The sequence below is a fragment of the Caldimicrobium sp. SLHALR3 genome (assembly GCF_058692735.1).
Genome location: NZ_CP182484.1, coordinates 402,631 through 426,220, shown reverse-complemented (window position 1 = coordinate 426,220; position 23,590 = coordinate 402,631). Strand labels below are relative to the sequence as shown.

Here is a 23,590-nt window from a genome sequence, read left to right as displayed (position 1 = left end):
TAAAATGGCAAGGTTTGTAGATCAGGCAAAAATTTATGTAAAAGCTGGTGATGGAGGACCGGGTTGTATAAGTTTTAGAAGGGAAAAATATGTTCCTAAGGGTGGTCCTGACGGTGGAGATGGAGGAGATGGAGGAGATGTCATTTTAGTGGCAGATCCTCAGGTTCATACTCTTTACGATTTTTATCACCAAGTTCATTTTCGTGCAGAAAACGGTAAACCTGGAATGGGTAAAAAAATGAAAGGAAAAGACGGGGAAGATTTGATATTAAGGGTTCCTGTGGGAACGATAGTTAAAGATGCAGAGACAGGGGAAATTCTGGGTGATTTAACAAAACCTGGGCAAACTCTTGTTGTTGCTCGAGGAGGAAAGGGTGGTAGAGGAAATGCTCATTTTGCCACACCAACAAGACAGGCACCAAGGATTGCAGAACCAGGAACTCCAGGGGAAGAAAAGTGGTTAATTTTAGAACTTAAACTTATCGCAGATGTAGGTCTTGTTGGATTACCTAATGCAGGAAAGTCAACACTCCTTAGTAGAATTTCAGCTGCTAAACCAAAAATAGCTGATTATCCCTTTACAACCCTTCAGCCAAATCTTGGAGTTGTAAAACTTTTTGATGGAAATACCTTTATCGTTGCAGATATTCCTGGATTAATAGAAGGAGCTCACAAGGGATTGGGATTGGGGCACGAATTTTTAAAACACATAGAAAGAACAAGGATTCTTCTATATATCCTTGATATTTCAAAAGAAAAGGAAGTAATAAAAGATTACGAGACATTAAAAAAGGAATTAGAACTTTTTAATCCCAAACTTCTTGAAAAGGAATACTTTATTGCTTTAAATAAAATAGACCTTATGCCTGATCCTGAAAAGATAAAAAGTATTACTGAACTTTTTGAAAAAAAGGATCAAAGTAAAATATATCCTATTTCAGCTATTACAGGACAGGGCGTTCTTGAGTTAATTTATGCCATCTGGAAGGCTCTTGAAAACCTAAAAGAAAAGGAAGTATAATAAATTTATGGAAAAAAGAGAAAGGATTCAGAACTTATTAAAAAGAGTAAAAAAGGTAGTTTTAAAGGTTGGTAGTGCTGTCATAACAAAGGAAGATGAAGGGCTTGATTATCAGGTTCTTCATAGTTTAACTTATGAAATTAATAGGCTTATTAAAGAAGGTCTTAAGGTAGTTCTTGTTTCTTCAGGAGCTATTGCTTGTGGAAGGGCAAAACTTAAATACTTTAAAAAACCCATATCTTTAACGGAAAAACAAGCACTTGCTGCTGTAGGACAAGCAGCTCTCATTCAGGCTTATGAAGACATGTTTCAACAATACGGAATTCAAGTTGCTCAAATATTATTAACAGCTGAAGATCTGTCTCAGAGAGAAAGGTATCTAAATGCCAAAAAAACATTAGAAACTCTTTTAAAGTGGAACATTCTTCCTATCGTAAATGAGAATGATACAGTTACTACAGAAGGAATAAGATTTAGTGATAATGACATTCTTTCAGCTTTAGTTGCCGGGACAGTAGAAGCAGATATTTTAATAATCTTATCAGATGTGGATGCCCTTTACAAAGAAGATCCAAGGATAAACCCTCAGGCTGAAAGAATTAGAGAGGTTGAAGAAATAACTGAAGAAATAATGAATATGGCTAGTCCAAAACCAGGAAGATTAGGCAGAGGAGGTATGTATTCAAAACTAATTTCTGCACAGATGGTTTCATCTATGGGGATACCTATGGTTATTCTTCCTGGAAGAATGCCTCTTGTTATAGAAAAATTTTGGAGTGGAGAAGATATAGGAACTATCTTCTGGGCAAAAGAAAAGAAATTAAATATGAGAAAACTATGGATTAAGTATTACATAAAACCTGAGGGGAAAATTGTTATTGATGAAGGGGCAGAAAAGGCGATTTTAGAAAATGGAAAGAGCCTTTTGATTGGGGGAGTAATAAGTGTTGAAGGGAATTTTCCCAAAGGTGCCTGTGTTGAATGTGTTAATCTTAAAGGAAAACCTTTAGCTAAAGGTTTGATTAACTTTTCAGCTCAAGAACTTTTGAATCTAAAAAAATCTGATGAAAAGGTAGGGAAAGAAGTTATTCACAGAGATAATCTCGTTATTTTAGATTAATTAGTTTTTCAAAGGGGGAGGTGGTTTTTAATGGGTTCCTTTGTTCATCTTCATGTTCATACGGAGTGGAGTCTTCTTGATGGAGCTATAAGAATAGATGATCTCGTAAAAAGGCTTATAGAATATAAAATGCCGGGATGTGCTATTACTGATCATGGGACTTTATACGGAATAATTCACTTTTATACCAAGTTAAAAGAAGCGGGGTTAAAGCCAGTTATAGGATGTGAATTTTATGTTGCAGAAGGTTCCCGTTTTGAGAAAAAGGCTTCCAAAAGAGGAGATGCAGGTCCCCATTTAGTTTTACTTGCCAAAAATGAAGAAGGGTATCAGAATCTTTTAAAATTAGGTAGCAAAGCCTATTTAGAGGGATTTTACTACAGACCCCGTATAGATAAAGAACTTCTTAAAAACTATCATCAAGGACTCATTGCTATGAGTGCCTGTTTAGATGGAGAAATACCAAGACTTATTTTGAATGGACAAAAAGATAAAGCTATAGAGGTAGCAAAGTGGTATAAAGATCTCTTTAAAGAGGACTTTTACTTAGAGATTCAGAAAAACGGTATACCTGAGCAGGAAAGAGTTAATGAGGAGCTTTTAGAAATAGGGCAAAAGCTTGGTATTAAATGTGTTGCCACTGCAGACTGTCATTATTTAGACAAAGAAGATGCCCTTGCTCATGAGGTGCTTCTTTGCATTCAAACAGGGCATAAACTTTCAGATCCTGATAGATTTAAGTTTAACACTGATAAGCTTTATTTAGCAAGTGCAGAGGAAATGATAGAAAGATTTCGGGAATTTCCCAAAGAAGTCATTGATAATACTATGGAAGTTTTTGAAAAAATAAATTTGGAAATAAAAACAGGGGAAATTTTATTCCCAAAGGCAAAAGTTCCTGAAGGAGAGACGGCAGAAAGCTATTTTATTAAAAAAGCAAGGGAGGGTTTAGAAGAAAGACTTAAAGAGCTTAAAGCTAAGGGAGAACTTGCAGCTTCTGAAAAAGAATATTGGGAAAGGCTGGAATACGAGCTAAGTGTCATTATAGAAAAGGGATATGCAAGTTACTTTCTTATTGTGGCAGATTTTGTTGAGTGGGCAAGATCGCAAAAAATACCTGTAGGACCAGGAAGAGGTTCTGCTGCCGGTGCACTTACTTCCTATGCCCTCAGAATTACCAATCTTGATCCAATAAGATGGGGTCTCCTTTTTGAAAGATTTTTAAATAAAGAAAGACCAAGTCTTCCTGATATAGATGTGGATTTTTGTATGGAAGGAAGGGATAAAGTAATAGAGTATGTAACAAAAACTTATGGAAAAGAATACATAGCTAAAATTGCCACCTTTGGACAGCTTAAGGCAAGACAAGTAGTAAGAGATGTAGGAAGAGTCCTTGGTTTTAAACCTAAAGAAATAGATCCTATAGCAAAAATGATAAGTCTTGGACCAGATGTAAGCTTAGAAAAAGAGCTTGAGAAAGAAGAATTTAAGGAACTTATGAAAAAAAGTGAAAAATTGAAGCAACTTTTTGAGCTTGCAAAAAAGCTGGAAAGGCTTCCGAGACATGCAAGTCAACATGCAGCTGGAGTAATTATTGCAGGAAAGCCAATTGTTGAAGTTGCTCCACTCATGAAAGGAGATGAGGGAGAGGTTCTTGTCCAGTTTGATATGAAAGCTTGCGAAACGGTGGGTTTAATCAAATTTGACTTTTTAGGTTTAAAGACATTAACCATCATAGATCATACACTAAAACTAATAAAACGATATGAAGGAATAGAGCTTGATATTAATAACATACCTTTAAACGATGAAAAGACTTATGAGCTTTTGAGAAAAGGTGAAACTGATGGAGTATTTCAACTTGAATCTGACGGTATGAAAGAATTGTTGAGAAGACTTAAACCTACAGATTTTAACGACCTCATAGCAGTTCTTGCTTTATATAGACCTGGTCCTCTTGAGGGAGGGCTGGTAGATCAATACATAGAAACAAAGCATGGGAAACGAAAACCAGAATACTTACATCCACTTTTAGAACCAATTTTAAAAGAAACTTACGGAGTAATAGTATACCAAGAACAGGTAATGGAAATTGCAAAAGCATTTGCAGGATATACTTTGGGAGAAGCAGATTTATTAAGAAGAGCTATAGGAAAAAAAGAAAAGGAATTAATGGAAAGTTTAAGGGAAGAATTTATTTCTCGCTCAGTTGAAAGAAACATCCCTCGTGAAATAGCTGAAAAGGTTTTTGATTTAATTGAAAAGTTTGCTGATTATGGATTTAATAAGAGCCATTCAGCAGCTTATGCTCTTATTGCTTATCAGACTGCGTACCTAAAAGCGCATTATCCTATTTATTTTATCGCCTCTATTCTTACTTACGAAGCAAGTAAAAGTGAGGAGGTTAGCAAATATTTAGCTGTAGCCAATGAATTAGGGATAAAGATTTTGCCACCAGATATAAATAAAAGCGAAGCAGGATTTACTGTTGAAGGAAATGCCATAAGAATAGGACTTTACGCAATAAAAAATGTGGGAGAAGAAGCCGTAAATGAAATTTTAAAGAAAAGACCTTATAAGTCTTTCTTAGACTTTTGTAGCAAAGTTGATACTAAGAAAGTGAACAAAAAAACTATAGAGGCTTTAATTAAGGCAGGGGCTTTTGACAGCTTAGAGCCAAATAGAGCCAAGCTTATGCATAATTTATCCTCAGCTTTGTCGGTTGCTAATCAAACCAAATTTTCAACCCTTTTCAAACAGGGAACTTTGTTAAGCCTTGATAAAACCTTTACTTTAGAAGAAGCTCCTCCTTGGGATTTAGATGAAAAACTGAATTTTGAAAAAGAAGCTCTGGGTTTTTATCTAACAGATCATCCCATGAAAAGATTTAGAAACTGGATTAACATATTTTCTCCCTATAGTATAGAAAAATTAAAAGAGGTTCAGGAAGGGACAAAGGTGCTTGTTGCTGGGGTTGTTTCTGAAATAAAAGTAAAAACTACAAAAAACGGAGATAAAATGGCAATACTAAAGATAGAAGACGAAAAAGCAGTACTAAAGGCTCTTACCTTCCCAGAGCTTTATAAACAACATTCCCATCTTTTTACAGAAGGAGCAATGTTATGGTTTAAAGGAGAAATTGATAAGGAAGATGAAAACTCAATTCTTTTGATAGAAGATGTGTCAGAATTGAGAGACTTAAAATTTTTTAAAAACGCAAAAATGAACATTCTTCTTTCTTCTGAAAATGTTAATGAAGAAACCTTAGAATTTTTGAAAAACTTTTTAATAAGAGAAGAAACTAAGGATGTGGGACTTCCTGTTCAAATTTATCTTAAATACCCTGATTGTTTAGTTTGTTTTGAAGTTAATGGATACAAAATAGATCCAACTTATGAGCAAATTTCTCTAATTTTAAATACTTTTGACAAAATACAATTAAGAGTAACTGGAGCATAAAATTTAATATTTAAAAAATTGTAAAATTTTTAATAAAAATTTTCTTGAAATTTAAGTTTTATTAAGCTACAATATGAGTTTAAAAAAATCATAGGAGGTAAAATATGCTTTCCAAAATTCCCATTGATCTTTCAAGAATTGAGGAAGAGGATCTTGATAGGCAAATTCTTAGAATAGCCATCATTGCAGAGCTTGATGCCATAAATCTTTATGAGCAACTCGCAGCTCTTACTGAAGATGAAGATTTAAAAAAAATCTTTCTTGACATTGCAAGAGAGGAAAAAACACATGTAGGAGAATTTTTGACCATGCTTCTTATGAAAGATGAAGAACAAGAGGAAGAACTTGAAGCAGGGGAAGAAGAAGTAGAAGAGCTTTTAGAGGGTGAGGAAGAGGAAGAAGAATAGAAAAACTTAAATGTAATTGAATGCAATATTTATGGAATTTTTTGATAATTTTGGTTTTAATTTTTTCTTTGCACGCATCTTACGGAATTGCTGCTTATAAAAGTTGTTTTGAAATTACAGCTCAAAAAATAGAAGTTTTTCACAAACCAGAACTTGTTATTGCTAAAGGAGATGTCGTAATTGATAGTAAAGATTTAATAATTTTAGCCAAAGAAGCAAGATATGAAGTTGAAACAGAATATTTAATTTTAAAAAATTTTAAAATCTTTGATCTTCAGAAAAATGCTACTACAGAAGGAGACAAAGGATTTTTAGATTTAAGAAATGAGGAAGTTTGGGCAGATAAAGTATTTATTTTTTTAAAAAAAGAAAGCATAAGAATTAAAGCAGAAGACTTTCATAAAAATGCTTTAAATGAGTATTTTGCTAAAAAAGCTCTTGTAACTACCTGTGAATTTGATTGTGAAAATGAAAAGGACTTTCCTCCCTGGAGCCTTGAGGTTGAGAATTTTGTTTTAACGCAGGAAGGTGTAAGTAGTGGAGATGCAACGAAGTTTAAAATTAAAAAAGTTCCTATTGGGGTTATTCCTAAAACGGTTTATTTACCTAAGGCTAATATTCCTATTCTCATACCAAGAAAAACAGGTTTTTTAACTCCAAGATTTTCACAAGGTAGCAGACTTGGATTTGGACTACAGATTCCCTTTTTTCTGGCTATTACAGATCAAATAGATTTTACCATATCTCCCTTTTACCTTACTAAAAGAGGTATGCTAATGGATATAGAAAATCAGTTTATGTTTGAAAAGGAATTTAAAGGTTTAATAAAATTCAGATACATAAATGATAAAGAAAAAGAAGGATATGCTATTGGAGAAAAACCTGAAAGAAACAAGTGGTGGATTGTAGGTAAAATTGATTATGGTGTTAAACCAAATCTTGACATGCATTTAGATGTGGATGCAGTGTCTGAAAGGGGTTTTTTGGAAGAATTTGATGTTGGAGAAGGAGGTTATTCAAATACAAGAGCTCAAATCTTGCAAAGATTTAACAGAGACATAGAAGACAAATCTCAAGAATATAGAACCTCAAAGTTTTGGGTTCAGTATTATAGAGGGAGTGTTTATGGAAGATTAGAAAATACTTATTTAGATTATCACGGTTCTGCAGATAGCGATACCATTTTACAGTCCTATTTCAACTTAAAACTTAACTTTTTACCAACCACTGTTTTTGGAACAATTTTGCCAGAAGCAACCCTTAAATATCTTTATTCTTATAGAGAAAAAGGATATTACGGAGATAAAGTGAATACTCGCATAGGAATAACCTATCCTTTTAAAATAGGTATGTTTTTTAATTCTGCAAGTTTTAGCTATAGTTTTGATTTTTACAACCTTAGAGAAAAAGAAAGTTTCAAAGATAGTAGTATAAGCCGTGGATACTACGAAATTTTGATAAATTCTTATACTGTTCTTTCTAAGTATTATGACTTTTTGACCATTTTTGATAAAAATCTTAAATTTTTACACACCTTAAAGCCTTATGTTACCTATTTTTACCGTTCAAAACCAAGTGAAACTGAAATTCCCCAATTTGATTATGAAGACCTTATAAGTGACAAAGCACATACTCTGGAATATGGACTCTGGCAGTATTTTAGCCTTCCCTATCATAAAAACTTCTTGATTTTGAGAGCCTATCAGCAGTATGATTTCACCAAAGCTCAGCGTTCTGCAACAGTAACAAAACCCGAGGAAAGACCTTTTTCTGATATCTACCTTCAGGTCTTGCTAAACTACAGCCCCTATGTTTATGCAAGATATGATACAGCCTATAACTTTTATGGTCTTGGGTTTAAAAAGCATTCTTTGGGTCTTAGTTTAAGAGACCTTTATTTTGATTCTATAGATTTAACTTATCAAGAAGATTCAGCATGGAATACAAGACAGCTTATTCTTGATTTAAGATCTAAGATTCTTGATCGCATTTTAGCTCAGTTTTACCTAAGTAGAAACCTTATTAAAGATGAAACAACGGAAATGAAACTCATAGGAACTTATCTACATCAGTGCTATGCGTTAAGTCTTGGTTTTTCAGTAACTCCCAAGGATACCAAATTTTATTTTCATTTTGAATTAAAAGGCTTGGGTGGATATGGAATAGAAAGATAAACTAAGGATGCTTCAAAAAATCAAAATTTTAATGCCAGGACCTATTAAGTTTAACTTTATTAAAGAGGCTTTAGAGTATTACTTAGATAAAATGAAACCTTTTGTATTAATTGAAACCATTTTCCCAAAAATAAAAGTTAAAGCATCAGATAAAGAAATAAAGAAAAAAGCAGAAGAAGAGGTTTTAAGAAAATACATTTTAGACAAAGAATATCTAATAGTTCTTGATGAAAGAGGAAAATCCCTTAAAAGTATTGAACTTGCTGAAAAACTAAAAAAATTAATGCAAACTCAATCTGTTATTACTTTTCTTATTGGTGGTCCCGAGGGTCTTTCTGAAAATTTGAAAAGACAGGCTAAAGAAGTTTTATGTTTATCTTCTCTTACTTTAAATCACGAGATAGCACTTCTGGTTTTGGTTGAAGCCCTTTATAGAAGTTTTACCATTATAAAAGGGATACCCTATCACAGGGAGTAAAGAGATGAAAAAATTTGCCATAATTTATGATGAAATATTTTTGAAACACAATCCAGGGAGTTTTCATCCTGAAGCTCCTCAAAGAGTTGAGGCAATTTGGGAAAGGTTGCAAAAAGAAGACCTCAAACCTTATATAGAGGTTTTTTCTCCTGATATAGCTACTAAGGAAGAAATTTTGTGGAATCACAGCGAATACCTATACAATCTTATTGCTCAAACAAAGGGGAAACCTTATACTCAGCTTGATCCAGATACAGCAACCAATGAATACTCCTTTGACGCTGCAGTTAGAGCAGTTGGAGCTCAAAAGACAGCCTTAAAACTTCTTTTTGAAAAGGATTATGATGGAGTTTTTGCCCTCGTTAGACCTCCGGGACATCACGCAGAAAGAGACAGAGCCATGGGATTTTGTCTTTTTAATAACATTGCTATAGGAGCTTATTATGCCAAATATTACTATAATCTTAAAAGAATCCTAATTGTGGATTGGGACTTACACCACGGAAATGGAACTCAAAAAAGCTTTTATTCAGATCCAGAAGTTTTATATTTTTCCACTCATCAGTATCCTTATTACCCTGGAACAGGGCACTATTCAGAAATTGGATCTGGAGAGGGAAGAGGATTTACTATTAATGTGCCCCTTCCACCCTACTGCGGAGATGAAGAATACATTTACATTTTTGAAACAATTTTAAAGCCTATAGCTCTACAATTTAAACCAGAAATTATTATGGTTTCAGCAGGTTTTGATCTCTGTGAAAACGATCCTCTTGGCTCAATGGAAGTAACTCCTAATTTTGGGATCCCAGCTTTAACCAAAATTTTAAAAGAGATTGCCGACGAAACCTGTAAAGGAAAAATACTTTTTACCTTAGAAGGGGGTTATGATTTAGTAAATCTTGCCGAAAGTGTTTCTAATCTGATTTTTGTCTTTTTGGGAGTAAAAGAGATTTCTAAGGAGATTACTTTTACAGAAAAGGTAAAAAGAATAGAGGAAAAAGTTTTGCATCCACTTAAAGATCTTTTAAGATATAAGGGGTATTGGGAAATATGAGAAAACTTTTAATTTTGTTTTTAATTCTTACTTTCGGCGCTTTAGCAATATATACCCAGATTTTGAAATTAAAAAAGACTCCTAAAGGGATTATAATTCTACACGGAAGAATTGAGGGAAGAGAAATAAACATTTCTTCTAAAGTTCAAGGAAGAATTATAAGGCTCTACAAAAGAGAAAGTGATAGAGTTAAGGCAGGAGAGCTTTTAGCTGAACTTCGTCCTGATGAGTTTTTAGCTCAATTAAGGAGTGCAAAAGAAGAGGTCTCTGCAGCTTATCAAAATAAGCTTCTTGCCGAAAGTTATCTTTTGAAATCAGCAACTAATTTAGAACAGACTAAAAGAGATTTGGAAAGATTTGAAAAACTTTATAAAGAGGGAGTGGTTTCAAAAAGGGATTTTGAGCTTGCAGAGTTAAACTACAAATCTGCTTTGGCAGAGTATCAAGTAAATCAAAAGTTTATTTCTCAAGCAGAGGCAAAATACAAATCAGCTCTTCAAAAATTAAAAGAGATAGAGGTTCAGTATAAAGAAACAAAAATCTATGCTCCAACTGATGGGGTTATTCTTTCAAGACCTGTTGAAGAAGGAGAAGTAGTAAACCCTGGCACAACCCTTTACACCATGGTCAATCTTCAGGAGCTTTATGTAAAGGTTTACATCCCTGAGCCAGATCTCGGGAAAATTAAACTTGGAAGTCCTGCAAGGGTTTATGTAGATGCTTATAAGGATCGCTACTTTGAGGGAAAAGTTACCAGAATCTACGAACAAGCAGAATTCACTCCCAAAAATGTGGAGACAAAGGAAGAAAGGGTAAAGCTTGTTTTTGGAGCTGAGGTTTCTGTTGATAATAAGGAGGAACTTTTAAAACCAGGGATGCCTGCTGATGTGGTTATAAAAGTTGATCCAAAGGCAGAATGGATACGCCCTTAGAAGAAACCTATATAAAGGTTGAAGGAGTTTCAAAATTTTACAAAAAGATTCAAGCTTTAAAAGACATAACCTTTCAAGTTAAAAAAGGAGAGGTTTTTGGACTTATTGGTCCTGATGGAGCAGGAAAAACCACCCTTATTCAAATCCTTGCAGGTATTCTAAATCCTTCCTCAGGAAAGGTATTTATAAAAAGTATTGATGTTTTGAAAAATCCTGAAGCAACAAGAGAAATTATTGGCTATATGCCTCAAGGACTTGGCTTAAACCTTTATGATACTCTGACAGTTGAAGAAAATATAAACTTTTTCAAAGATCTAAGACTTATTCCTGAAAAGACCTTTGAGAAAAATAAAGAAATCCTTCTTGAAATAACGAGATTAAAGCCTTTTTTAAACAGACCTGCAGGAGCTTTATCAGGTGGAATGAGACAAAAACTTGCTTTAGTTCTCACTCTTCTTCACCTTCCTGACATAATTCTTCTTGATGAACCAACAACAGGAGTAGATCCTCTATCAAGATACGATTTTTGGAAAATTATTCATCAGTTAGTAAGGGAAAGGGAAATTACGGTTTTTTTAACCACTGCTTATATGGATGAGGCTGAAAGATGTCATAGAATAGCTCTCATTCACGAGGGAAGGATTTTACTTGAGGATTTGCCAGAAAACATTTCAAACCTTGAAAAGACTTTTATTGAAAGAATTATAGGAGAAAAACCTCAAAATCTTCCAAAAAGAAGAGAAAAATTTGGAGAGGCTATACTGATCTGCGAGCAAGTAAGCAAGTATTTTAATGGTTTTAAAGCTGTTGATAGAGTAAGCCTTGAAATAAAAAAAGGGGAAATATTAGGACTTCTTGGACCAAACGGAGCTGGGAAGACTACTCTTATAAAAATGATGTGCGGGCTTCTTGATATTTCAGAAGGAGAAATCTATATGAAAGGCTTTAGTGTAAAAAAAGAAAGAGCCAAAATATGGAATGAAATAGGTTATATGTCTCAAAGATTTTCTCTTTACCGCGATCTTACTGTCCTTGAAAATCTAAAACTTTATGCAGGGCTTTACGGAGTAAGAGATAAGAACTTTGGTGAGCTTCTTGAAAAATTGGGTTTAGCTGAATTTAAGAATTACTTGGTTAAAGACTTGCCTTTTGGTATAAGACAAAGAACTGCACTTGCCTGCGCTATACTTCACAAGCCCTCCATTCTTTTTCTTGATGAACCAACCTCAGGAGTTGATCCTGTTGCAAGAAGAGCCTTCTGGGAGCTCATATATAAACTCTCTCAAGAAGGAACTACCGTTATTGTTTCTACTCACTACATGGATGAAGCAGAAAATTGCGATCGTCTTGCTCTTATGAATCACGGAAAACTCATTGCTCTTGGAGAACCTGAAGAACTTAAAAGAGAATCAGAAAAATTTTCAGGAGCCCTTCTTCAAGTAAAAGTTTCAGATTTTAGAAAAGCCTATGAAGTGCTTGAAAAAATTTTTCCTGAAATCGCACTTTATGGAAGAAAAATATTTATAAGAACTTTTAAGCCCGAGATTACTAAAGAGGAAATTTCTAAGCTACTCATGGAAAAGGGTATCTCAGATTTTGAGATAGATAAAAGAGATATTCCCTTTCAGGAAGTTTTTGTTGACTTTATTAAAAAATCTGAATCCCATGTTTAGAAGGCTTTTAAGCATAATAAAAAAAGAATTTTCAGAGCTTTTAAGAGATAGGCTTTATCTAATCTTTATAGGTGTTGTCCCTGTAGTGATTTTGATCCTCATTGGATATGGATTAATTCTTGATGTTAAAAATATACCTGTAGTATTCATAGATTACGATAGAAGCAAGCTCAGTAGAGAGTATATAGACGCTTTCGTTAATTCTGAATATTTTAAGTTTTACAAACTTTGTGAGAACTATAGCTTTGCTGAAGAGCTTATAAAAAGAGGAGAAATAAGGGCTATAATTGTAATTCCTCCTGATTTTTCAAGAAAGATTTATAAAGGAGAAAAGGCAGAGGTTCAAATTTTAATTGATGGAACCTATCCAAGCAGAGCTGAAATTATAAAGGGATATGTTTCTACTATTAATGCTCTTTTTAACCAGAAACTTTTAAAAGAATATTTTCCCTGGCTAAAATTGAAGAATCAAATAGAAGTTGAAATGAGAGCCTGGTATAATCCAGCTTTAAAAAGCGAAAATTTTATTATGCCAGGAGAACTCGTGGTTATTCTTTGTTTTTTCCCGACTTTACTTACCTGTTTAGTGGTAGTAAGAGAAAAAGAGCTTGGTAGTATTTTAAACTTTTATGTCTCCCCAGCAAGACCTTGGGAAATAATCATAGGAAAAGCTATACCCTATTTAGTGGTTTCCTATTTTTGTTATCTCCTATTGTTTTTAATTACCGTAATTCTATTTAAAACAGAATTTAAGGGAAGTTTTTTGGAGCTTTCTTTGGGAAGCCTTGTTTATATTTCTACCACTGTTGGTCTTGGGATTTTAATTTCAACTTTTGCTAAGACCCAGGTTACAGCTATGCTTATTGCCTTTGTAACGACTATTATCCCTTCTTATCTCTATTCAGGATTTCTTTATCCTGTAAGTAGTATGGAATTTAGTGGTCAGATAATTAGCAAGGTCATTCCAGCAACCTATTTTCTTGGTATTGTAAGAGGTATGTATTTAAAAGGATTGGGACTTAGCTTTTATTTTAAAGACTTTCTCTCTTTAATTGTTTATTCTCTTTTGGTTTACACCTTAGCTATACTTAATTTCAAAAAGAAAGTGGGCTAAATATGAGGCTCCTTTTTTTATTGAGAAAAGAATTTTTACAGCTCTTTAGAGATAAAGTTTTGATATTTATTCTTTTTTATGCCTTTACCATACTTATTTATACCGCAGGAAAAGGGGTGGTTCTTCAGGTTCAGAAATTTCCTACTATTATTAAAGACGAAAGCAAAACTCCAGAAAGTAGAGAGCTTATAAGCAGATTTAGAGCCCCCTATTTTAAAATCTTAGGTTTTGTTGAATCAGAAAAAGAGATTCTTGAAAAACTTGATAAAGGTGAAGCAGAAATGGCAATTATTATTCCCTCAGATTTTAAAAGAAAATTTGATAAGGGAAAGGCAAAAGTACAGGTTATCATTGATGGGACTATTTCTATGACAGCAACTATGGTTATTTCCTATGTAGCTAAAATTGTAAGGGATTTCTCTTTGGAAGGTGTTGATGTATCAGTTTTTCCGATGGTAGAGGAGAAAACGAGAATTTTTTACAATCCTAATAACTTAAGCTCCTGGTTTATGAGTTTGCTTGAACTTTTCAACATGATTACCATGGTTTCTCTTCTTATAACATCTGCAGCACTGATTAGAGAAAAAGAACAGGGAACTATAGAACAGCTTCTTGTCACCCCGGTTAAAAGCTGGGAAGTGTTTTTTGCTAAAATAATTCCTACAGTTGTAGTGATAGGTTTTCTTTCATTAATAAGCCTTTTTGTTATGATAAAAGGTGTTTTTAAAGTTCCTTTAAGAGGTAGCATTTTACTATTTTTTCTCGGAGAAGTACTTTACATCTTTACTATGGCTTCTATTGGAATAGCCATAGCAACAGTGGTTAAAAATCTTTCTCAAGCTATGATGGTAATAATTGCTATACTTGTTCCTATGCTTATGATTTCAGGTGCCTGGAGTCCGCCAGAAGCCATGCATCCCCTAATAAGATATTTAAGTCTTCTTTCTCCTATGAGGTATTTTCTTGATTTTGGATACGGAGTTTTGTTAAAGGGAAATGGGTTAAAGTATGTTTTGAAGGACATTTTAGGAATACTTTTAATTGGAACCCTGCTTTTAATCTTTTCCTCCCTTAAATTCAGACAGAGTTTTGCCAAATAAAAAATTGATATAAATTCAGAAAAGCTTACTTTGTTCAAAACAGATAAATTTTTGCAATCAATTAAAACCAATTCTAAATAAAAAAACCTATTAAATTTAAAAAAATTCTCTTGACAAATTTTTAAACTTTGGTAATAATAAAAAAAATAAAAGTGAATCAAAAATGTATACTTTAAGGTTAAGTTATGGAGTTTACTCTTATTCATGATTATGCTATTAGAATGGTTCTCTACCTTGCAAGAGAGCCTCAAAGGATTGTAACCCGTTCTGAAATTAGCAAAGCCATGTTTATTCCGCTAAATCTCGTGGCAAGAATAGGACAAGTGCTTGAAGCTTCAGGAATAGTAGAAATCTTCAGAGGTAAAAAGGGAGGATATAAGTTAAAGAAAGCTCCAGAGAAAATAACCTTGCTTGAGGTTATAGAAAGTTTTACAAGGAAAATTGCTATAAATAAGTGTATAAGCACTCCTGGTTTTTGTCCAAGAGAGGGAGTATGCCCTGTAAACTATATCTGGAAAGAGATAAACGAAAGATTTAGAGACCTTTTAAAAGTTGATTTTGCTAAACTTGTCAAATTGGATAGGGAACTTAATAAACGCTGGATAGATAAAGAAATTGTAAAGCAAAAATGAAGATTAAAAATTTTTATAAAAAAGTTAACTAAGTGAACTAATTTAAATAACTTAAGGGGGTGAAAAAATGGATGTGCTATTAGGTTCAAGGCTACAATTTGCAGCAGCAGCAATGTTTCACTTTCTTTTTGTGCCTTTAACACTTGGACTTTCCTTTTTAACAGCTATTTTTCAAACTCTTTGGTTAAAAACTGGAGATGAAGATTATAAAAGGGCTGCTCGTTTTTGGGGAAAACTCTTTCTAATCAATTTTGGGCTTGGAGTGGTTACAGGAATAACCCTTGAGTTTCAGTTCGGAACAAACTGGCGGTTTTACTCTCAATATGTAGGAGATGTATTTGGACCCCTCCTTGCCATTGAGGCAACTCTTGCCTTTTTTCTTGAATCTACCTTTGCTGCTGTATGGTGGTTTGGCTGGAATAGATTAAGTCCCAAAATAAACACTCTTGCCATCTGGCTTACAGCCATTGCCTCAAATATTTCAGCACTCTGGATCCTTCTTGCCAATGGCTGGATGCAGCACCCTGTAGGTTATGTAATTAGAAACGGGAGAGCAGAGCTTGAAAGTTTCTCCGCAGTTCTTACCAATTCCTTTGCCTGGTGGGAATTTCTTCACACCGTTCCCTCAGCCTATGTCCTTTCAGGATTTTTTGTTCTTGGAGTATCAGCCTGGCACCTATTGAGAAAAAATGAATTGTCTCTTTTTAAAAAGAGTTTTAAGGTTGCAGCTATCTGGACTTTAATATTCAGCCTTTACCTTATAGTTGAGGGACACATTCATGGTGCAGAGGTTGCAAAAACTCAGCCTGCAAAGCTTGCTGCTATGGAATCACTATGGGAAACTGAGAAAGGAGCTCCCTGGATTCTTTTTGCTATCCCGGATGAGAAAAACGAAAGAAATATAGTGGAAATAGGGAAAATTCCCAAGGTTTTAAGTTTATTGGCTTTCCATGATCCTAATTCAGAGGTAAAGGGGCTTAAAGAGTGGACAAAAGAAGAAAGACCACCTGTTGCTTTAACTTACTGGAGTTTTAGAATAATGGTAGGACTTGGGTTTCTCTTTGGGCTTCTTTCTATTCTTGCTTACTTAAAACGCAATAATCCTGAAGAGAGTTCAAGACTTTTAAGGATACTTATTTTAAACATTCCCTTACCATATCTTGCAGCACAGCTTGGCTGGATAGTTGCTGAGGTTGGAAGACAGCCTTGGATTGTTTATGGAGTTATGAAAACCGAAGATGCCGTCTCTCCCATTTCTGCAGTTCAGATTGGAGTAAGTTTCCCTGCGTTTATAATTGTTTACGGAATTCTTGGAATTATCTGCTTCTGGCTAATAGCTTATCATGCAAGAAAAGGACCAGAGCCTGCAGAAGTAATTACTTCAACTAAATTCGCTAAACAAATCCTTTATTAGGAGGTGAGACCATGGAAATGAACATTTTTCAAATAATCTGGTTTATGCTATGGGGAGTCCTCTGGGCTGGATATTTTGCCTTAGATGGCTTTGATCTGGGAGCAGGTTCTCTTTTTTATGTTCTTGGTAAAGATGAAAAAGAAAAGAATGCCATTTATCAAGCCATAGGTCCTTTCTGGGACGGAAATGAGGTATGGCTAATCACCGCAGGTGGAGCAACCTTTGCAGCCTTTCCTACAGCTTATGCCATTATGTTTAGTTCCCTTTATACACCTCTTCTTTTACTTTTGTTTTCTCTGATTATTCGCGGAATTGCAGTGGAATACAGAAATAAGCACGAAAGTCCTTCCTGGCAAAAGCTGTGGGATGTTGCCTTCTTTCTAGGTAGCATTCTTCCTCCCATCCTTTTAGGTGTTGCCTTTGCTAACATTTTTAGAGGAATTCCCATTGATGAAAGGGGAATTCTTCATACAAATCTCCTTGGTCTTCTTAACTTCTATGGAATTCTTGGAGGACTTTTGTTCCTATCTTGCTTTGCAACTCACGGTGCCCTCTGGATAGCTTTTAAAACAGAAGACCCTTTAAGTGAAAGAGCTGGCAATCTGGCAAAGAAACTCTGGGCAATAAGCTTAATTTTAGTAGTTATCTTCTGGGTAGCTTCCTATGTTGTTACTAATCTTTGGCAAAACTATATGAAAGCTCCTATTCTTTTGGTTTTTCCTCTTTTGGTTGTGTTATTTTACATACTTATTCCTGTTTTTATTCATAGAAAAGACTATTTTAAAGCTTGGTTAATGTCAGCTTTAAGCATCGTATTTTTTACAGCATGGGGAATTGCTGGTCTTTTCCCCAATCTTTTACCCTCCTCTATCAATCCAGCTTACAACTTAACCATAACCAATAGTTCTTCAAGTCCTCTAACTTTAAAGATAATGACCATCGTTGCAGTTATTTTTGTTCCCATTGTTCTTGTTTATACTTTTTGGGCATACAAAATCTTTTCTTACAGAATTTCTGGAGAAAAACCTTCTTATTAAATTCTTTTTAAATGGAGGGGGTTCCCCTCCACCTCTTGTTTTTGCTTTCAATCAGGATATTATTTTTGAAAAATAAAGGATTTTGAGGAATGAAAGATTTTTTCTTTTTAAGACACGGGCAGGTTGCTGAGGAATATAGAAAAGTATTTTACGGACAATTTGATGTTCCTCTTTCTGAAGAAGGTAAACTTAGGTCTTTAAAAGTGGCAGAAGCACTTTCTCAGTATTTTATAAAAGCAGTATTTTCAAGCCCCTTGATAAGATCCCTCTTTCCTGCCAAGATTCTTTCAGAGAAAAAGAAAGTTCCGCTATTTATAAGAGAGGAATTAAAAGAAATTGATTATGGAATTTGGACTGGAAGATTAAGAGAAGAGGTTTACAAAGAGCCACTTTATTGGGAGAGATTTAAAAATGAGGATATTTCTCCTCCAGAAGGAGAATCTATAAAGGACCTAAGAAAAAGAGCCAAGAAGTTTTGGGAGGAATTAAAATTTTTGGAAGAGGGATTGTATGTAATTTTTACGCATGGAGGTTTTATAAGGGCACTTTTATGTGAGCTTTTATCTCTTGAAAGTCGTTTTTTCTTTGCATTTGAGGTTTATCATTTAAAGGGTGTTTTAATTACGCTTTGGGATGACGGAAATTTTTTGATTCGTGGAATTAATGTAGATTCAGGGGAGATAGGGGAGTTGATGGAGAAATCTTACTGGTAGGTATTTTTGAAAAAAGTTTAAAAGGTATTATATTTTTATTTAGGCTATTGGGACCTGTGCGACGGATCCTGGTGAACCCCGCCAGGCCCGAAAGGGAGCAACGGTAGCCAGGCTCTCCGGGTGCCACAGGTATCCCAATAGCCCCTTTTATGATCGGAAGCGTAAGGGGGCTGGTGCCCCTCCCGGGCTTCAAACCCGGTGCACCTCTAATTTAAGAGGTGGGTGGGTTCAATTCCCACACGCTTCCGCCAAATATAATTAAAAAATTTAGAAATTGAAAAAACTTTTATTAAAAGTTCTTATCTACACATTTATATCTATCTTTTTATTTCAGCAGTTTAGTTATGCCCTAATAAGCCTTTCTGAAGAAGAAAAGATCGGTAAAAAAGTCCTTCAAGAACTTTCAACAAAAGTAGAATTTATCCAAGATGTAGAGCTTGTAGCCTATGTAAACAGTATAGGGAATCGTCTTAAAGAAAAAGGGATTAGTTTTTCCCCTTTTGATTTCAGATTTTACCTTATAAAGGATGATACTTTTAATGCCTTTTCTGTCCCAGGTGGATATATCTTTCTTAATTCTGGGATTTTTGAAAGCATAGAATCTGAAGAAGAACTTGCAGGGATAATGGCTCACGAAATGGGGCACAATATTTGCAGACATGTGGCAAGAAGACTTGAAGATATAAAAAGAATGCAAGTGGCAATTACTGCTGCCACCCTTGCTGCTATTCTTTTAGGTGGTGGAAAGGCAGGAGAAGCTGTTGGTATTACCTCTTCAGCTCTTGCAGAAACCAAACTTTTAGCCTATAGCAGAGCTGATGAAGAGGAAGCAGATAGAACTGGTTTTGAGATTCTAACAAAAGCAGGGTATAGCCCTTGGGGAATGGTAAAAATAATGGAAAAACTTTCTCAAAAAAGCAATTTTGCTATAGAACTTAACTACAGATACCTTTTAACCCATCCCTTACCTCAGGAAAGGCTCAATTATTTAATTAACTTGGCAAGTAAATACGGAATGAATAAAACTTCTGTAGATCTTATAGCCTCTGATCCTTATTACTTTAAAAGACTTGCTATTAGAGCTAATGTAATTTCTAAAGACCCAGCAGATCTGGTCTTAAGATATAGAGAAGAGTTAAAAGTTAAAGATGATCCCTGGATTAGATATGCTCTGGCTCTTTCTTTAGCTCAACAAAGATTTTTCAAAGATGCTATAGCTGAATTGGAAATAGCTTTAAAGGAACTACCACAAAGACCTTACTTTTTAATAGATCTTGCAGAGATGTATTTTAACTCAGGAAATTATCAAAAAACTTTAGAAATCCTTGAAAACATCAATCTTCCCGAAAATCCCGATAAAATTTTTGAAAAGATAATCTATCTAAAAGTTCAATACTTAAAAGCAATGGCAATGTCAGAAACCTATCAGTATTTCCAGGCCTACGAAATTTTAAACAAATTAAAAGAAAATAAAATTTTGGAGAATGACCCCTATTTTTACTTTCATTTTGGGAGACTTTGTTCAAAAATAAATAAGGATGGAGAGTCTCATTTTTATTTTGGAAGATATTACGAATTAAAAGGAGATTACAAAACAGCCCTTTTTCATTACAAAAAAGCCCTTTCTTTTTTGTCTGAAAAAGATAAAATGTATAATGAGATAAAAAAAATTATAAAAGACTTAGAAAAGGAAGACTAAGGAGGAAAGTGTAGATGGCAGAAAAAAATGTAGGTTCTGTGAGAACTCATAAAATAAGAATAAAAAAACCTTTTAGCATAGAATATAAAGAAAAAATAGTGTGTCCTTATTGCAATAATAGCGAAGAATTTTACGAGGTAATAGAAAATGCAGCCATTTTGATTTCTTATATTCAAAGTTCAGATGGCACCTTAGAGCCTATAGAAGAAGAGGTGGAAGTTCTTGGTCCTGTGAAGTTTTTCTGCGGGGTTTGTAATGCAGACCTAACACAGTTTAAAAAGAAATATTAGAGTGGCTAAAGATTTGCGTCCCAACTACATAGTTCTTAGCTATCAGGCATTTAAACGGCACTTTCACGAATTTAAGGAAGGGGATCTTATAGGAATAAGGCTTCCTTTAAAAAGGGAGGAACTTGGACTAATAATAGATTTGATAAATAGAAAGGTTACTGCCTTTCCTTCCTTTTTATCCCAAGTTCTTAGCACCTCAAAAACTCTTCAAGCAGAGGTTTTAAAAACTTTCATGCTACCCCATACTTATGCTATTCGTGATAAAAATAGCCTACTTTCAGCTATTTCCGAGCTTTCCAAACTAAAAGAAAAATTTCAAAAATTTATTACTAAGGATGACAAGGCAAATTGCGGTTTGGGAGTAAGACTTTGGAATTCTTTGGAAGAAATTTATAATGTTGCAGGGACTTCAGTTTTACCTTTCCCTTTCGTTTTACAACCCTTTTTTGAAAATATAAGAGATGTAAGGGTGATTATTCTCGGAGAATATTACATAGAAGCCTATGAAAGAATAAATCCTTATAACTTTAGAAAAAATCTTTTTTTGGGAGGAACCGCAAGGGAATATAAACTTAGCAAAAAAGAAATAGAATTTTGTAAAAAAGTAATGGAAAGAGGAAATTTCCCTTATGCTCACTTAGATCTGATTTATGTGGGAAACGAAGGACCCTATCTTTCGGAAATAAACCTTAAAGGCGGGATAAAGGGAGCAAAAATCGGTCAACAGGCTTATGAAGAAACAGTTAAAAAAATTCATCAAGAGTTTTTTAAAATCTGGGAGAAAAAATACAGTCCTGTAGAATATTTAACTTCTTAAGTCTAAGACAAATCTTTTATCTGCGGAATAAAATAAGTTTTTATGACATGGTCCCAGTTGAGTTTATCTTTTACTTTTGTAAGGTTATTAAAGAAGTTTTCTTTTTCTTTAATAGTTTTTGGTATTTTTTCAAATATGGAAGAAATGTTATTAGCTATGCAACATTCTTCAAGAGCAAGTCTTTTTTCTTCAGTAAGGTTTTTAAGGGATTCTAAGGAAAAATTTTTACCAAGTGAGATAAAATCTAAGGAAAAATAGGGTTTAAATTTGTTTTCGAAGACCTTTTCTAAGAAAAATGAGACGCCACAGGAAGTGGAAAGCACGGAAAAACCTCCAAAGGGCAAAACCTCTATATGTGCAATACCAAAAGGTTCATAAATAGACATTCCAAGTTCAATATCAGCCCCAATTCTTAAATCACGAGTTTCAACTTCCTCTGTAAAAAGAGTAGGACATAATCTTCTTGATATACCAAATTGATTTATGAAAATGGCTTTTATGTTTTTTGAAGTCTCATTAAATCTTTTTACCCATTTATATATTTCTATTTCATATCCGATTAGGTCTGGCCAGCCTTCCCTATGTTCTAATGGCCAAAGGTATTCTTTCACCATTTTTTCTACTTCATGAATAGGTCTTCCTCCCACTACTAAAGTAGAAAGAAGTATATAAATTCCGTATAAATTATTTTTTTCAAAAAGTTTGTCTAAATAATGCAAAAGAATAAAGTCTCTCCAGATGCCTTTGCTTTTAACCAATCTGCATACATGGGTAATGATTATATCTATCTCAGGAAAATCAAACCTCGTTTTTAAATTTCGTTTAATTTTTTCTTGAGATTTTAATTTTTCTTCAAAGGTATGGTGATCTAAAGAGATGGCGTTGTAAACTACTGAAATTTTATTTTTGGGGGTATCGGGACACAAAAACTCGTATTCCTCTAATACCCAATCTCCTACTGCAAATATTTTATCAAACCTTTTAGCAAGTTTTACCAAAGGAGTTCTATACCAATCCTCTTGCGATCCAAATATTTCTTCCAAGGAAAGATTGTTTGTTCTACCAAATTTAAGTATATTATAAAAACTGATGTCTCCTCCACCTAAATTTTCTACAATTCTTCTAACAGGTGCAACCTCGTGGGCATAGAAAATCCTTTTATGAATCTTAGGATTAAAATTGGGATGCAATTCTAAACTTAAAAGGGAAGGAATCCCCATGTATTCGTGAGAAAAGTGAAAAATTTCTTTTGCAAAGGGATATAAAGCTAAAATTAATTCATAATAGGGAATTCCCAGTCTAAAATACTGTTCAAAATCCCAGTCATGTTCATATCTATCAGAAGAAAGACCAAATTTTTCCCAGAAAAGATATTTAAAGTAATTAACCACATTTTTATTCATTTTAGTTACATCAACTAACAATACTTCTACAGTAGAACTCTTTTGAGGATTGAGTTCATTAACGATTTTTCTCTCTCCATAAACTATATGGATGTTATGCTTTTCAAGAATAGACTTAAAAAGAAAACTAAAATTTTTGGTATCGTATGGATCTTTGCTTGAATAAAAGACCGTTCCGTCCCTTCCTAATCTTGTGCTTGCAGAACCTATGTATTCAAAAAGTGGTCCATAAAGAAGAGTTTTATCAAAAAAAGAAAGATAGGAAGGAGAAGTGCAGAGTTGATTTATTACCTCCCCTATTCCTCCGATTTTATATAAAGCTTCATGAGTTACATGAATAGCTATGCGCATGTTCCAACTTTACCACAAATTTTATATGTGCGTACAGTATAATTGATAAATTTTTTAATTAGAAGACTAATATGAAGATATTGGTTAATGTTAGACCCTACTTAAGAAGTTTTCCAATTTTTGTTTCATATACTCAATAATTTCTTCTATTTTTTCTTTAGAAAATGTATTAACCGTTGAAACGAGTTCTTCTATTTCTTTTTCCGGTTTTCCTAACAATTTAGCTATATAAAATGTTTCCAACTTATTTTTTTCTAATAAGAAACCACATCCTCCTGCTGTGCCTAAGAAATCATCTTTATAAAAAATTGGAATTACAAATTTGCTAAATCCTGCATCACATTCTTCTAAAACCGGAGTTCTTTTTTCTTTAGCTTGATTCATCATATTTTGTTGAGCTGAAGCACAGATTACCACACTTTGAGGATTGCTTTTAATCAAAGGGCAAATTTTATTTGCCCACCCTACATTAGGATGAATTATAAATCCCTTTTCATCATACACATTTGCATTTATGCCATACTTCTCATGGATCTCCTTAGCAAATTCTTGCCACTTTTCAACTGGTAAAATATCTGTCAATTTCATATTCCCCTCCCTGAACCTATATTTTTGATGTTTGCCAATCCCGATTGAACATGTTAATTGTCATCTATTAAAAAATAACTTAGAAAAAAGTCAAGAATTAAAAGCAGTATG

The 23,590-nt window shown here is 33.9% G+C and carries 20 protein-coding genes, 1 tRNA gene and 1 other RNA gene; 20 read left to right on the top strand and 2 right to left on the bottom strand.

Features of this window, described 5'->3' with window-relative positions; genetic code table 11:
• The first annotated feature begins 4 nt into the window (after positions 1–4).
• From obgE to ACLGLP_RS02190, 20 genes are all read left to right on the top strand, one after another.
• The gene (obgE, locus tag ACLGLP_RS02285) at positions 5–1,021 is read left to right on the top strand and encodes a GTPase ObgE (RefSeq protein ID WP_492113322.1); all 1,017 of its coding nucleotides are present in this window, start codon (positions 5–7) and stop codon (positions 1,019–1,021) included.
• A gap of 7 nt (positions 1,022–1,028) precedes the next feature.
• Entirely contained in the window at positions 1,029–2,141 is a 1,113-nt protein-coding gene (gene proB / locus ACLGLP_RS02280; protein ID WP_492113321.1) for a glutamate 5-kinase, read from the top strand.
• Positions 2,142–2,171: 30 nt separating this feature from the next.
• Positions 2,172–5,600 carry a DNA polymerase III subunit alpha gene (gene dnaE / locus ACLGLP_RS02275; RefSeq protein WP_492113320.1) on the top strand — a complete coding sequence of 1,143 codons (3,429 nt, stop codon included), beginning with the start codon at positions 2,172–2,174 and terminating at the stop codon, positions 5,598–5,600.
• A 104-nt stretch (positions 5,601–5,704) separates the two neighbouring features.
• Positions 5,705–6,007 (top strand): ferritin family protein, encoded by a 303-nt coding sequence (locus tag ACLGLP_RS02270; RefSeq protein WP_492113319.1) that lies wholly within the window; start codon positions 5,705–5,707, stop codon positions 6,005–6,007.
• A 20-nt stretch (positions 6,008–6,027) separates the two neighbouring features.
• A complete protein-coding gene (locus ACLGLP_RS02265; RefSeq protein WP_492113318.1) occupies positions 6,028–8,181 on the top strand; it encodes an LPS-assembly protein LptD in 2,154 nt (717 codons plus the stop codon).
• Between the two features lie 7 nt (positions 8,182–8,188).
• Positions 8,189–8,659, top strand: a complete 471-nt coding sequence (locus ACLGLP_RS02260) for a 23S rRNA (pseudouridine(1915)-N(3))-methyltransferase RlmH (protein WP_492113317.1) — start codon at positions 8,189–8,191, stop codon at positions 8,657–8,659.
• 4 nt (positions 8,660–8,663) lie between these two features.
• Positions 8,664–9,716, top strand: coding sequence for a histone deacetylase family protein (locus ACLGLP_RS02255; RefSeq protein ID WP_492113316.1), 1,053 nt, complete (start codon positions 8,664–8,666; stop codon positions 9,714–9,716).
• Positions 9,713–10,648, top strand: coding sequence for an HlyD family secretion protein (locus ACLGLP_RS02250; RefSeq protein ID WP_492113315.1), 936 nt, complete (start codon positions 9,713–9,715; stop codon positions 10,646–10,648). Before ACLGLP_RS02255 ends, ACLGLP_RS02250 begins: the two co-directional genes overlap by 4 nt.
• On the top strand, positions 10,633–12,321 hold the full coding sequence (locus ACLGLP_RS02245; protein ID WP_492113314.1) for an ATP-binding cassette domain-containing protein: 1,689 nt from the start codon (positions 10,633–10,635) through the stop codon (positions 12,319–12,321). Before ACLGLP_RS02250 ends, ACLGLP_RS02245 begins: the two co-directional genes overlap by 16 nt.
• Positions 12,287–13,435, top strand: coding sequence for an ABC transporter permease (locus ACLGLP_RS02240; RefSeq protein WP_492113313.1), 1,149 nt, complete (start codon positions 12,287–12,289; stop codon positions 13,433–13,435). Before ACLGLP_RS02245 ends, ACLGLP_RS02240 begins: the two co-directional genes overlap by 35 nt.
• A 2-nt stretch (positions 13,436–13,437) precedes the next feature.
• A complete protein-coding gene (locus ACLGLP_RS02235) occupies positions 13,438–14,535 on the top strand; it encodes an ABC transporter permease (protein WP_492113312.1) in 1,098 nt (365 codons plus the stop codon).
• Between the two features lie 185 nt (positions 14,536–14,720).
• Positions 14,721–15,167, top strand: coding sequence for an RrF2 family transcriptional regulator (locus tag ACLGLP_RS02230; protein ID WP_492113311.1), 447 nt, complete (start codon positions 14,721–14,723; stop codon positions 15,165–15,167).
• Positions 15,168–15,234: 67 nt separating this feature from the next.
• Positions 15,235–16,581, top strand: a complete 1,347-nt coding sequence (locus tag ACLGLP_RS02225) for a cytochrome ubiquinol oxidase subunit I (protein ID WP_492113310.1) — start codon at positions 15,235–15,237, stop codon at positions 16,579–16,581.
• 11 nt (positions 16,582–16,592) lie between these two features.
• The gene (gene cydB / locus ACLGLP_RS02220) at positions 16,593–17,618 is read left to right on the top strand and encodes a cytochrome d ubiquinol oxidase subunit II (RefSeq protein ID WP_492113309.1); all 1,026 of its coding nucleotides are present in this window, start codon (positions 16,593–16,595) and stop codon (positions 17,616–17,618) included.
• Between the two features lie 89 nt (positions 17,619–17,707).
• The gene (locus tag ACLGLP_RS02215) at positions 17,708–18,331 is read left to right on the top strand and encodes a histidine phosphatase family protein (RefSeq protein ID WP_492113308.1); all 624 of its coding nucleotides are present in this window, start codon (positions 17,708–17,710) and stop codon (positions 18,329–18,331) included.
• A gap of 45 nt (positions 18,332–18,376) precedes the next feature.
• Positions 18,377–18,474: signal recognition particle sRNA small type (gene ffs / locus ACLGLP_RS02210), an RNA gene on the top strand.
• Positions 18,475–18,486: 12 nt separating this feature from the next.
• Positions 18,487–18,582, top strand: a tRNA-Sec gene (locus ACLGLP_RS02205).
• Positions 18,583–18,605: 23 nt separating this feature from the next.
• Positions 18,606–20,030 carry a M48 family metalloprotease gene (locus ACLGLP_RS02200; protein ID WP_492113307.1) on the top strand — a complete coding sequence of 475 codons (1,425 nt, stop codon included), beginning with the start codon at positions 18,606–18,608 and terminating at the stop codon, positions 20,028–20,030.
• Between the two features lie 14 nt (positions 20,031–20,044).
• Positions 20,045–20,320, top strand: a complete 276-nt coding sequence (locus tag ACLGLP_RS02195) for a hypothetical protein (protein ID WP_492113306.1) — start codon at positions 20,045–20,047, stop codon at positions 20,318–20,320.
• Position 20,321: 1 nt separating this feature from the next.
• On the top strand, positions 20,322–21,137 hold the full coding sequence (locus ACLGLP_RS02190; protein ID WP_492113305.1) for an ATP-grasp domain-containing protein: 816 nt from the start codon (positions 20,322–20,324) through the stop codon (positions 21,135–21,137).
• Between the two features lie 2 nt (positions 21,138–21,139).
• On the opposite strand, the gene ACLGLP_RS02185 is transcribed toward ACLGLP_RS02190, so the two are convergent.
• Together ACLGLP_RS02185 and ACLGLP_RS02180 are read right to left on the bottom strand one after the other, a co-directional pair.
• Positions 21,140–22,891, bottom strand: coding sequence for a glycosyltransferase family protein (locus ACLGLP_RS02185; RefSeq protein ID WP_492113304.1), 1,752 nt, complete (start codon positions 22,889–22,891; stop codon positions 21,140–21,142).
• Positions 22,892–22,981: 90 nt separating this feature from the next.
• Positions 22,982–23,479, bottom strand: a complete 498-nt coding sequence (locus ACLGLP_RS02180) for a PocR ligand-binding domain-containing protein (RefSeq protein ID WP_492113303.1) — start codon at positions 23,477–23,479, stop codon at positions 22,982–22,984.
• Between the last annotated feature and the right edge of the window lie 111 nt (positions 23,480–23,590).